The sequence below is a fragment of the Bradyrhizobium sp. 87 genome, assembly GCF_023073015.1.
In the GTDB taxonomy this organism is placed as follows: domain Bacteria; phylum Pseudomonadota; class Alphaproteobacteria; order Rhizobiales; family Xanthobacteraceae; genus Bradyrhizobium; species Bradyrhizobium canariense_D.
Genome location: NZ_JADPIQ010000148.1, coordinates 14363 through 26369, shown reverse-complemented (window position 1 = coordinate 26369; position 12007 = coordinate 14363). Strand labels below are relative to the sequence as shown.

12 protein-coding genes are annotated in these 12007 nt (G+C 65.0%); 1 reads left to right on the top strand and 11 read right to left on the bottom strand.

The window, feature by feature from the left end:
- Positions 1–99: 99 nt before the first annotated feature.
- The 11 genes from IVB50_RS38615 to IVB50_RS38565 form a co-directional block, all read right to left on the bottom strand.
- Entirely contained in the window at positions 100–387 is a 288-nt protein-coding gene (locus IVB50_RS38615) for a YciI family protein (protein WP_018458696.1), read from the bottom strand.
- Positions 388–467: 80 nt separating this feature from the next.
- Entirely contained in the window at positions 468–1442 is a 975-nt protein-coding gene (locus IVB50_RS38610; protein ID WP_085352393.1) for a sugar ABC transporter substrate-binding protein, read from the bottom strand.
- A gap of 42 nt (positions 1443–1484) precedes the next feature.
- Positions 1485–2462 carry an ABC transporter permease gene (locus IVB50_RS38605; RefSeq protein ID WP_018458698.1) on the bottom strand — a complete coding sequence of 326 codons (978 nt, stop codon included), beginning with the start codon at positions 2460–2462 and terminating at the stop codon, positions 1485–1487.
- Positions 2459–3409 (bottom strand): ABC transporter permease, encoded by a 951-nt coding sequence (locus IVB50_RS38600; RefSeq protein WP_018458699.1) that lies wholly within the window; start codon positions 3407–3409, stop codon positions 2459–2461. Before IVB50_RS38600 ends, IVB50_RS38605 begins: the two co-directional genes overlap by 4 nt.
- Positions 3402–4928: a sugar ABC transporter ATP-binding protein gene (locus tag IVB50_RS38595; RefSeq protein ID WP_018458700.1), complete on the bottom strand. Its 1527-nt coding sequence runs from the start codon at positions 4926–4928 to the stop codon at positions 3402–3404. The genes IVB50_RS38600 and IVB50_RS38595 overlap by 8 nt, the downstream gene beginning before the upstream one ends.
- Entirely contained in the window at positions 4925–6319 is a 1395-nt protein-coding gene (locus IVB50_RS38590; RefSeq protein WP_026233640.1) for an FAD-linked oxidase C-terminal domain-containing protein, read from the bottom strand. The genes IVB50_RS38595 and IVB50_RS38590 overlap by 4 nt, the downstream gene beginning before the upstream one ends.
- Before the next feature lie 57 nt (positions 6320–6376).
- Positions 6377–7261 (bottom strand): intradiol ring-cleavage dioxygenase, encoded by an 885-nt coding sequence (locus IVB50_RS38585; RefSeq protein ID WP_085352397.1) that lies wholly within the window; start codon positions 7259–7261, stop codon positions 6377–6379.
- A gap of 15 nt (positions 7262–7276) precedes the next feature.
- Positions 7277–8179: an NAD(P)-dependent oxidoreductase gene (locus IVB50_RS38580; RefSeq protein ID WP_018458703.1), complete on the bottom strand. Its 903-nt coding sequence runs from the start codon at positions 8177–8179 to the stop codon at positions 7277–7279.
- Positions 8180–8199: 20 nt separating this feature from the next.
- Positions 8200–9570: an amidohydrolase family protein gene (locus tag IVB50_RS38575; protein WP_018458704.1), complete on the bottom strand. Its 1371-nt coding sequence runs from the start codon at positions 9568–9570 to the stop codon at positions 8200–8202.
- A gap of 4 nt (positions 9571–9574) precedes the next feature.
- On the bottom strand, positions 9575–10654 hold the full coding sequence (locus IVB50_RS38570; protein ID WP_018458705.1) for a maleylacetate reductase: 1080 nt from the start codon (positions 10652–10654) through the stop codon (positions 9575–9577).
- Positions 10651–10974, bottom strand: a complete 324-nt coding sequence (locus IVB50_RS38565) for a Dabb family protein (RefSeq protein ID WP_018458706.1) — start codon at positions 10972–10974, stop codon at positions 10651–10653. Before IVB50_RS38565 ends, IVB50_RS38570 begins: the two co-directional genes overlap by 4 nt.
- Before the next feature lie 108 nt (positions 10975–11082).
- On the opposite strand from IVB50_RS38565, the gene IVB50_RS38560 reads away from it, so the two are divergent.
- Positions 11083–12006: a LysR family transcriptional regulator gene (locus IVB50_RS38560; protein ID WP_018458707.1), complete on the top strand. Its 924-nt coding sequence runs from the start codon at positions 11083–11085 to the stop codon at positions 12004–12006.
- Position 12007 lies beyond the last annotated feature (1 nt).

The window sequence follows — 12007 nt, the reverse complement described above, 5'->3', positions numbered from 1 at the left end:
CCGACGAGTCAAAAACGTTTGCGACGAAAATTCATGTGTAAAAACAACCTCATTCTACTGTGCATGGGGTTGTTTTCGCGTTTTTTGTTTTAGCCGCCTTCAACCCTGGCGGCGCAGGAAGCCCGTGATCGTGACCTTTTCCCAGATGTCGGCCGCGGCAAACGGATCGGCTTGGTTGAAAGCCTCGACCTCGCTGCGGCCGGGCGCCTCGATCAGGAACAGGCTGCCAATCATCCTCTCGCCGTCGTCGGAGACCAGCGGCCCTGACATCACGATCTTGACGCCGAAGCGCGAGGTGTCGCTCAGGAAAGCCTTGTGGGCGTCGTAATTGGCGAGCCGGATCGGCAGCGCGCCGGCGCGGTCGAGGGCGTGAATGGCGAACAGCATGATGGTCTCCGTTTATATCACGTTTTCTTGGGACGGCCGCGGCTGCGGCCGTCCGGGCTTGTCGTGATGGCGGCGGTTGGTTACTTGCCGCCGAGCTTGCTGGCTTCTTCGAAAGTCGGGCAGCTCCGTTGCTCCAGCGGCACGTCGAACGGCTGGTAATTGTCCTTGGTGATCACGGTCGGCTTCAGCACGATCTCAGCAATGACGGGCTGGTTGCGCAAGGAGCGGATCGCCATCATGGTGCCGAGGCAGCCTTGAAAGAATCCGTTGTAATCGCCGCTCGCGAGCAGCTTGCCGGACTTGATCGCGTCGATCGCTTCCTTGGTGCCGTTGATGCCGATCACCTGCGCCTTGCGGTTGGCGCCGTCGAGGGCCTCGATCGCGCCGACCGCCATGGCGTCGTTGGCGGCGAGCACGCCGTCGATCTGCGCGTTCGACTGCATCAGATTCTCCATCACCTGGAGCGCCTGGAGCCGCTGGTAATTGCCGGGCTGCGAGGCCAGCAGTTTCGCACCGGCGTTTTCCTTCAACGCGTCGTTGAAGCCGCGGACGCGGTCGACATTGGTCAGCGAGCCCTTGACGCCCTCGATGATGACGATGTTGCCCTTGCCGCCGAGCGTCTTGAGCAGGAAGCGCGCGGTCTCGAGCCCGAGGCTGTAATCGTCGGCGCCGACGAAGGACAGGAACTTGCCGCCGGCCGAGCGGTCGGTGATGTTGACGACGGGGATCTTGGCGTCGTTGATCTTCTCGACGCCCGGCACCATCGCCTTGTAGTCGACCGGCGTGAAGACGATGGCGCTCGGCTTCTTCACCACGACGTCTTCGATCTGGCTGAGCTGCTCCGGAATGCTGTCGGGCTTGGTCGGGATGTACTGCAGCGTCTTGGCGTTCAGCGTCTTCGCCATGTTGTCCGCGCCGACTCGCACCGTCTGGAAGAACGGGTTGGTCTGGTTCTTGGTGAAGACGGCGATGGTCTCGCCGTCGGCTCGCGCTTGCGTGGTGAGCGCAGCCGCCATCAGCAGCGGCAGCGCCAAATAGCCCAGTGTCTGTTTCATGTTGCCTCCATCCCTCGTTTTGCTTGTTGGTCGTTCAAGAACTCATTGCGCGCGGCGGCGGGTCTTCATGTCGAGCCAGACCGCGAGAATGACGATGATGCCGGTGACGATCGGCTGCCAGTTGGCGCTGACCGACAAGAGGTTCATGCCGTTCAGCACCAGCGTCAGGATCAGTGCGCCGATGAAGGTGCCGAACACGGTACCGACGCCGCCAAACAGCGAGGTGCCGCCGATCAGCACCGCGGCGATCGCGGGCAGCGTCAGGCTTTCGCCGATGTCGGCCTCGGCCGAATTGAGCCGCGACAGGAAGATGATCGAGGCGAGCCCCGCCATGGTGCCGGAGACGGCGTAGACCAGCAGCAGGCGTCGGGCGACCGGAATGCCGGAGAGCCGCGCCGCGACCGGATTGGCGCCGATCGCGTAGATCTCCTGGCCCCAGATCGTTCGCTGCGCAAACAGCGTTCCGATCCCGAGGAACACCAGCAGCAGATAGACCGGGATCGGCAGGCCGAATAGATAGCCGCTGCCGATCTGGCGGAAGCCGGCCGGGAAGCCGTGAAGGGTTTCGCCCGCCATGTACCAATAGGTGAGGCCGTTCAGCACCCAGAGCATGCCGTAAGTGGCGATGAAGGAGGGGATGCGCAGCGCGGTGACCATGACGCCGTTGAGGAGCCCAACGATGCCGCCGCAGGCAAGCCCCGTGAGTATGCCGAGCGCCGGCGAGCCGGTCTTGTGGATCACGGTCCCGGCGATGCAGGCGGACAGCGCCACATTGGCGCCGACGGAGAGATCGAGGCCCGCGGTCAGCACCACCAGGGTCAGGCCGGAGGCGATGAAGAAGGTCAGGCTCGCCTGCCTGAGCACATTGAGAATGTTGCCGAGGCTCAGGAAGGAATCGCTGAGCACGGCGAGCACCGCACAGATCAGCAGCGCCGCAAGCAGGCGATAGAACATTTGGATCGCGTCCTGCGACAGGAACGAGCGGGGCGGCGCGATGGCGTCTTTGCTGATGTCGGTCATGCGCGGCTCCGTAGGCCGTCAAGGAAGAGGGCAACGATGACGAGGACGCCGACGCTTGCGACCTGCACCGAGGACGGCAGCGAGATCAGGTTCAGCCCGTTGCGCAGCACGCCGACCGAGAGCACCCCGAGCAGCGTGCCGAGCAGCCAGCCATTGCCGCGCTCGAACGACGTGCCGCCGACGGCGACGGCCGCGATCGCATCGAATTCGAGACCGAGGCCCGCGGTTGGATGCCCGGAATTCATCCGCGCAGTCATCAAGAGGCCGGCGATGCCGGCCATGGCGCCGCCGATCGCATAGACCGCGATCAGCAGCTTATTCGGTGAGAGGCCGGCGTAGCGCAGCGCCTCGCGGTTGCCGCCGAGCGCGAAGATGTAGGTGCCGAAGCGGGTGTGATAGAGCAGGCCGTGGAAGACCGCGTAGGTCACGAGTGCCATCACGATCGGCACGGGAATTCCCAAAAGCGTCGCCGAATAGATGTCGCGCACGCTGTGGGGGATGCCGACCACGCTCTGGCCGTCGCTGACGATCAGCGATAGGCCCTGCGCCATGCCGAGCGTGCCCAAGGTCGCAACGAAGGGCGGGATGCCCACGATGGCGACCAGCCAGCCATTGGCGAAGCCGAAGGCCGCGCCGACGAGGAGCCCGGCACCGAGGCCGAGCAACATCGAGTGGGTGGTGAGCGAGACGATGGCGACGCAGAGCGAGGTCAGCGTCAGCACCGCGCCCATCGACAGGTCCAGCCCCTCGGTCATGATGATCAAGGTCATCGGCAGCGCGAGCATGGTCAGGATCGTCGACTGCACCAGCACGTTGGAGAGGTTGGCGACCGACAGGAAGCCGGGCGCGATCGTGCTGAACAGCGCGATCAGCAGCACCAGCACGATGGCAACGCCGGGAATCCGTTGCAGCGGATTCGGTTGAGAGACGACCGCGGCCTCACGCATGATGCATCCCCAGTCGCACGATGTTCTCCTCGGTCAGCTCGCTACGCGCGAGATGCCCGGCGATGCGCCCTTCGCGCATCACATAGGCGCGGTCGCAGACGTGGCAGATCTCGACCTGTTCGGACGAGATCATCAGCGCCGCCGCGCCTTCCGCGACAAGGCGGTCGATCAGGGCGAAGATTTCGGCCTTGGCGCCGATGTCGATGCCCCGGGTCGGCTCGTCGAAGATGAAAAGCTTTGAGCCGGCGGCGAGCCACTTGCCGATCACGACCTTCTGCTGATTGCCGCCTGAAAGCAGGCCGACGGTCTGCCGTGCGCTAGGCGTCGCAATGCGTAGCTGACGGATCAGGCCGTCGGCAGTGCGCTGCGCACTGCGCTGGTCGAACAACCCGCTCGGGAACAGTTTTCGCAGCGCCGACACTACCAGATTGTCGCTCACCGATCGCAGCAGCGCGAGACCTTCGCTCTTGCGGCTCTCCGGGATCAGCGCAATGCCGCGGCGGGCGGCGAGGTCGGGCTCACCGGAAATGACTTTGCCGTCGAACACGATCTCGCCTGATGTCACGGGATCGGCACCGAAGATCGCGCGCGCGACTTCGCTGCGACCGGAGCCGACCAGGCCACACAGGCCGACAATCTCACCGCGGCGCACCTCGATGTTGATGTCGGCGATCCCCGTCGATGAACTCAAGGCCTTGACCTCGAGCAGCAGCTCGCCGGGCTTGTCGGCAAAATTGCGCGGGTAGGTCATGTCAACGTTGCGACCGACCATCATGCGGACGAGCTGGTCCGGCGTGACGTCAGCAGGTTTGACGCCGTCGATGCGGCGGCCGTCACGCAGCACGGTGATGCGGTCGCCGAGCGCGAACACCTCCGCCATGCGGTGCGAGATGTAGACGATCGAGACGCCGTCGGCCTTCAGCCGCGCGATCAGCGCGAACAGCAGCTCGGTCTCGCGATCGGATAGCGCCGCAGTCGGCTCGTCCATCACCAGGATGCGGGCGTTCTGGCTGATCGCCTTCGCGATCTCGACCATCTGCTGCTGCGCCACCCCCAGCTTGTCAACGATGGTGGAGGGATCGATGTCAAAGCCGATCGTGCCGAGCACGCGCGCCGCGTCGGCCAAAATCTTGCGGCGATCGATCGTGCCGGGGATGCGGCCCTTCGGCTCGCGGCCGAGAAAAATGTTCTGGGCGATATCGAGATGGGGGACGAGGGAGAATTCCTGGAAGATCACGGCAATGCCGAGCTTCTGCGCGTCCGCGGCCGAGTGGATCGCGACCGGCTCGCCTCTGTAGTAGAACTCGCCGGCATCGGCGCGATAGGCGCCGCACAGCACCTTCATCAGGCTCGACTTGCCGGCGCCGTTCTCGCCCAGCAGCATGTGGACTTCGCCGGGGAAGACGGCAAAGGAGACGTCGTCCAGCGCCTTGACGCCGGGAAACTCCTTACTGATGCCGCGCAGCTCAAGGAGCGGGACAGGTGAGGCGGGCTCGACGGCTAATGCGGCGGTGCTCATGCCTGCGCTCCGCCTGCAAAGATCTTTCCGGGGTTCATCAGTCCGTCAGGGTCGAGCGCGCTCTTGATCGACCGCATCACATCGACGGCCTCGCCGAGCTCGTCGGTGAGATAATCGATCTTGCCGAGCCCAATGCCGTGCTCGCCGGTGCAGGTGCCGTCCATGGCAATCGCGCGGGCGACCATGCGGGCCTGCAGCGCCTTGGCGCCTTCGGCTTCCTCGGGCCTGGCCGGGTCGACCAGGATCAGCATGTGAAAGTTGCCGTCGCCGACATGGCCGACGATCGGCGCGGTGAAGCCGTGCGCGTCCGCGTCGCGCCGCGTTTCGGTCAAGCATTCGGCGAGCCGCGAGATCGGCACGCAGACATCGGTGATCACTGCGCGCGCGCCGGGTCGCAGGCCCAGGCCGGCATAGAGCGTATTGTCGCGGGCGTGCCAGAGCCGACTGCGATCCTCCGGCGCCTTGGCCCAGGCAAAACCGTGGCCGCCATGGTCGGCGGCGATCGCCTCTGCGGCCTCGGCCTGTTCGGCAACAGAGGCCTCGGAGCCGTGGAATTCGAAGAACAGCGTCGGGGCTTCGCGATAGCCGAGCTTCGCATAGGCGTTGATGCCGCGCATCATGACGTCGTCGAGCAGCTCGATACGCGCCACGGGGATCGCGGACTGGATCATCGAGATCGCGCTGTCCACGGCGTTGGGCAGGGTGTCGAAGCTGCAAACCGCGGCCGAGATCGCCTGCGGCACGGGATGCACCTTCAGCGTGATTTCGGTGATTAAACCGAGCGTGCCCTCGGCGCCGACGAACATGCGCGTCAGGTCGTAACCGGCGGCTGACTTGCGCGCGCGTCTGGCGGTCCGGATCACGCGGCCGTCGGCCAGAACCACCTCCAGCGCCATGACGTTGTCCTTCATGGTGCCGTAGCGCACCGCCATCGTGCCGGAAGCTCGCGTGGACGTCATGCCGCCGATCGAGGCGTCGGCGCCGGGATCGATCGGAAAGAAAAGCCCAGTGCCGCGCAGCTCCGCATTGAGCTGCTTTCGGGTGATGCCGGGCTGCACGACGACGTCCATGTCGCTATCGTGCACCGTCAGCACCTTGTTCATGCGTGCGAAGTCGAAGCAGACGCCGCCCGCGACCGCGGCCGCATTGCCTTCGAGCGAGGTCCCGGCGCCGAACGGTACGATGGGCATATTCGCGCCAGCGCACAGCTTGACGATCTCCGCGACTTCCTGCGTGGTTTCAGGGAAGACGACGATGTCGGGCGGCAGGTTGCGATAATGCGACTCGCTCTGCCCATGCTGATCGAGCACGCCACGCGCGACGCTCGCGCGCGGGCCGATCATGCCTGTGAGGCGATCGGCCAATATGCTCGTGCTGACTCGCGGTCCCATTCTTACTCCCTGTCTGGCCCTGTTGTCGGACTCTTGTCTGGTCCGCCGTCGTTCAGCTTAAGCGGCTCTTGCGCTGCTAGCGACCTGCTTCAGGCCGAAATCATAGTTGAGGTGAAAATACTCGATGTCTACCATGCGACCATCGGGCGCACGGCCGGGCGGGCACTGCACAAATTCGCGGATCAGGCTGTCCTTGACGCCGAACACCACGTCGCTGTCGAGATACTGGTCGCCGGCCACGAACACATGGGTCACGAGTTGCTCGAAGCCGGGCGCCGAGATCATGAAATGCACGTGCGCCGGGCGCCAGGGATGGCGGCCCTGGACCGCCAGCATGTCCCCAACTGTGCCGTCATGTGGGATCGGATAGGCAGCCGGCTTGATCGACCAGAAATTGAAGCGGCCGTTCTGGTCGGTGTGGAAGCGCGCCCGCATCGCAAGGTCGCCGATCTTGTCGAGCTGCTGCACGTCGTAATAGCCATCATCGTCGGAATGCCAGACATCCACGACGGCGCCGGCAAGCGGCCGTCCGTCGACGGTCGACACCGAGCCGGTGACGAGCATCGGATCGCCTTCCATCGGGCCGGAGATGTCAGCGCCGTTGTCTTTCTCGGGCGACGCCTGCACGAAGAACGGACCGAGCACCGTGGTTTCGGTGGCGCCTTCCGGCACGGGATGATTGATCGCGTCGACCAGCATGGAGACGCCGAGCGCGTCCGACAGCAGGATGAACTCCTGGCGCTTGTCGTCGCACATGTGGCCGGTGCGGGTCAGGAACTCGATGCCGTATTCCCATTCCTTCTGGGTCGGTCGCACCTCGCGGACGAAGGCATGAAGGTGGCGCACCAGCGCTTCGCTGACCTGCTTGATCCGCGGATCGGTCGCGCCTGCGATCCGATCCAGCACCGCGTCCGTGATCGTGTTCTCGTTGAAATTTCGCATAGGTGCCTCCGTGAATCAGAGTTTGGGCTCGCCAAGGCCGGACAGCCGCTCGAGGTGCTTGACGGTCGCGATGAAGTCGGCGTCGCCGTCGCCCTGCGCGACCAGCGAGCCATAGGTCTCGCGCACCTGGGCCGCGAGCTGAAGCGGCACGCCGACGGCGTGGCCGGCACCGAGGATCAGATCGAGATCCTTGGCCATCTGCCTGCAGGAGAAAGTCGAGTCGAAATCGCGGCTGCGCAGCGGCGCGGTCTTGTATTTCACCATCGGCGAGGCGACCGCGCTGTCGTCGAGGACTTTCAGAATGTCCTGCCAGCCGATGCCGCCCTTGCGCGCCAGCGCCAGACTCTCCGCCATCATCGCGGCCGACACCGCGATCATCAGATTGACCGCAAGCTTCGCATATCGCGCTTCCTCGCCGGGCCCAAGATAGGTCTGGGCGCGGGTGAAGGCGGCAAGCAGCGGCTTTGCGTTTTCGTAGGCGTCCTCCGGGCCCGAGACGAAGCAGCTCAGCGCGCCGGTGTGGACGATACTGGCATTGCCCGAGACCGGCGCCCGCAGGTAGAAGACACCGCGCGCCTGGGCGGCGGCGTCGACCTCTGCGGACGCCTCGACGCTCACGGTGCTGGTCTCGATCACAACAGATCCAGCCGCCATCGCGGCGATGAGGCCGGTTGGGCCGAGCAATGCGCCGCGCAAGGCAGCGTCATCGGGCAAGGACGTGACGATCGCGGCCTTGCCGTCCACGGCCTCGGCCGGTGAAGCGGCAATCGAAATGCCTTGCGTGCGAGCCTCCTCGAGCCGTGCGGCGCTCCGGTCGAACGCGGTCACCGCATAACCGGCCTTGGCGACGAGCACCGACATCGGCAAGCCCATCTTGCCGATCCCGATGAAAGCGATGTGTTTCGAAGCGTCCGTCATTGTTGTTGTCCTTGACGCCCTCAGGCGGCGTGTCCCTGTCGTTCGATGTCGTGCACCAGTCGCCGGCCGGATTGCACGAGCAGTTCCTTCTTCGCCCCCAGGCCCTCGGCCAGCAGCCGACCATTCCGCTTCTTCCACACGCCGCCGATCATCACGGCCTCGATATTGGCAAGGCTCGTCTGCATCACCACGGTGGAAACGGGATCGTGCACCGGGACGAGGTTGAGATCGGAGCAATTGATGATGACGAGGTCGGCGAGCTTGCCCGGTGTCAGCGAGCCGATCTGGTCCTCGCGGCCGAGCATGCGGGCGCCTTCCGTCGTGATCCAGCGCAGCGCCTCGCGGACGGGGATCGTGGTCGTCGCCGGAATGGTGCCGCTGGCCTTGCGCGACTCGGCGTTGTCGAGCGCCCGCTGCATCGAGAGCGCAACGCGCGCGGCGGAGAAGAGGTCGCCCGCCAGTACGGATTCCAGATCGATGCCGATGGTCGGCCGCACGCCGCGCTTGAGCAGCCGTCCGGTGATCGGAAAGCCGTGGCCCTGGATCATTTCGTTCTCCGGTGTCACCGAGAAGGAGACGCCGAGATCGACCATCCGGTCCAGCAGTTCGTCAGGCAGGTCATTGCCATGGACGATGTTGATTCCGGCGCCCACGAGACCCGCCTCGATCAGCTTCTCCCAGCCACCGGGCGTCTTCGCAGGACCACCGCCCTGATGCATCGATGCGATCAGCTTGAGTTCCCGCGCCATGCGAAAATCGTGCATGGCGACGTCCAGCGTCGAATAGTGCGGGCCGAGGATCGCGAGTCCAAGCGTGACGAGGCCGTCGCGGTCGGCGAGGGGCCCCGCCAGCAGTCGCTCGACCTCACGGCGTGGATGCGGGATCTCCGAGAAATGCGGTTCGCCCGGTTTCGGTTCGGGCTTGGGCGAGCCGTGGAAGAAGGCCGCCCGGATACCGCATTCGATCAGGCCACGCACCGCGGCGTCGGTATGATCGGGCGTCGGATTGTTGTGGCACCAGTCGACCAGCGTGGTGGTGCCGTGATTGATCTGGTTCAGCACACCCACCAAGGTCGCGATATAAATGTCCTCGGGCCTGAAGACCGTAGCGAGACCAGCATGCATGCGGCGGAAATATTCCAGCAGCGTCCAGTTGGCGGCATAACCGCGCAAGCCCGTCTGCCAGGTGTGCATATGGGCGTTGATCAGGCCGGGGATGACGATGCGGCCGGTGCCATCGACGATCTCGGTCTCGGTCGCGCCGCCGACGTCGATCGATGGACGCACATCAACGATGCGGCTGCCCTCGATCAGCACGTCGCCGCCAGGTAAATCGCCGATCGTGTCATCCATGCTGATGATGACGGCGGATTTGATGAGCGTGCGCCGCATCGAATCAAACTGCCGTTTTGATGGCGCCGGGCGGCTCGCCGGCCCAGGCGCGCGCGATCAGGTCGCGAATGGCGTCGCGTTCGAGCGGGCGCGGGTTCCAGTAGGCGTTGGTGACCGCGAGGTCGGCAGCCTTGTCGATGCCGCCTTCGGGCATGCCGATGTCGCGCAATGCGACCTTCGCACCCAGCCGCTTCGCGAGCTCGAAAAGTCCTTGCGGTGCATCGGCGGCGCCGATTGCGCGTGAGATCCGCGCCATCGCATCGGGCACGGCCGGCGCGTTATAGGCCAGCGCGTGCGGCAGCACGATGGTGTGGGTCTCGGCATGCGGCAGGTCGAAGGTGCCGCCGAGCGTGTGGCAGAGCTTGTGATGCAGCGCCATGCCGACGGTGCCGAGGCAGACGCCGCACAGCCAGGCGCCATAGAGCGCTTCGGTGCGAGCCTCGCGATCGTCGCCCTTGGCGGCGATGGCGGGCAGGGCACGCGCCAAGGCGCGAATGCCTTCTTCTGCCATCAGCGAGGTGACGGGATTGGTGTCGCGCGCGTAGAGCGCTTCTACCGCATGTGCGATGGCGTTGATGCCTGATGTCGCGGTCAGGCTCGCCGGCAGCGTCAAAGTGAGATCGACATCGTAGATCACGGTCTCCGGCAGGATGGCGGCGTCGCGGACCGTGGTCTTCAGGCCATTCTCGGTCTGGCCGACGATCGGCGTCATCTCCGAGCCGGCATAGGTCGTGGGAATGCAAAGCTGGTTGATGCCGGTGCGCAAGGCCAGCGCCTTGCCGAGGCCGGTCGTGGATCCGCCACCGAGGGAAATGACGCAGTCGGCCTCGCACGCCTTCATCGCCGCGAGCGCCCGCTCCGTGACCTCGACCGGCGTGTGCATGGTCGCGCCCGGAAAGATGCCGCCGTAGAGCGGACCGAGCGCCGCGCCCAAACTTTTGCCTTGCGCCTCCTGCTGCGGCGTCGTCAGCACCAGGGCGCGCTTGCCACCGAGCCGCTCGACCTCGGCCTTGGCCGAGGCCAAAGCTCCGCTGCCGAACACGACGCGGCAGGGCAGGTTTTCAAAGGTGAACGTACCGATCATGCGCCGGTCTCTTTGATGGGATAATCGACCTGGAAGCGTCCGATCCGCAAGTCGCCCAGCGCCTCGCGCACGCGCAGATGTTCCGGGTGGGTGGCATAGGCCGCGAGCGCAGCGTGGTCGGTGAATTCGGAGAACAGAACGACGTCGCAGGCGTAGTCGACATCGCTGACATCGAGACCGACTTCGATATGGGTGAGGCCGTCGATCCGGCCGCGCAGCCCCTCGAACAGGGTCTTGACCTTGACCCGGGCGGCAGAACGCTCCGCCGGCGTCTCGCCGCGCAGCCGCCACATCACGATGTGCCTGATCGGGCCCGACATTTCCCTGTTTCCTCGCCTGCTATCTTGCTTGTGTTTAGGCCATTTTGACTTGCGGGATACGGAAATAAAGCTCAATAATCGTAAGTCTCTTTTCCTGTTTGCGAAAAAATGGACCGCCTGCTCCAGTTGGAAGTATTCGCCAAGACGGCCGAGCTCGGCAGCATGTCCAAAGCTGCCGAAGCCCTACGGATGTCGAATGCTGCCGCGAGCCGCCATCTCAGCGCTCTCGAGGAGCGCCTTGCAGTCCGGCTGATCGAGCGCAACACCCGTCGGCTGTGGTTGACTGAGGCGGGGCAGGAGCTGCTGGAGCGCTCGAGCCGGGTTTTGAGCGAGTTGGCCGAGGCCGAGGACATCGTCAGCGATCGGGCGCTGTCGCCGCAAGGCATGCTGCGGGTCACGAGCTCGCTGTCCTTTGCGGTGATCTATCTGGCGCCGATGCTGCCAGCCTTCCGCGCGCGCTATCCGAAGCTCAACATGCAGATCACCACCGCCAACCGGTACTCCGATTTCATCGAGGCCGGCATCGACGTGGCGATCAGGACGCGCGAGCAGGAGCCGGATTCCAACATCATCGTCCGCCGCATCGGCCAGATGCGGCGGGTGCTCGCTGCTGCGCCGTCCTACCTCGCAAGCTGCGGCGAGCCGGAGCAGCCCGCCGATCTCGCGCGCCACAACATGCTGATCTACAATCTCGCCAACGATCCCTATTCGCTGCGCCTGCGCAAGGGCAATGGCGCGCAGACTGTTCGCATCACGTCGACGCTCGACAGCAATGACGGCCAGGTCATCCGCGGCGCCGCGCTGGCGGGGCTCGGCATCCTCATCCAGCCGCTCTATATCGTGCAAAGCGATATCGCTGCGGGCCGCCTCGTCCCCGTTCTGATGGACTGGGAGCTGCCGCTGCTCACGATGAACATCGCCTACCAGAACCGTGCCGGACTGCCTGCCAAGATCAGGGTCTTTTCCGACTTCCTGGTCACCCACATCCGCGAGCATTCGCAGCCGGGGATCTGGATCGACGCGGCGAAGTGAG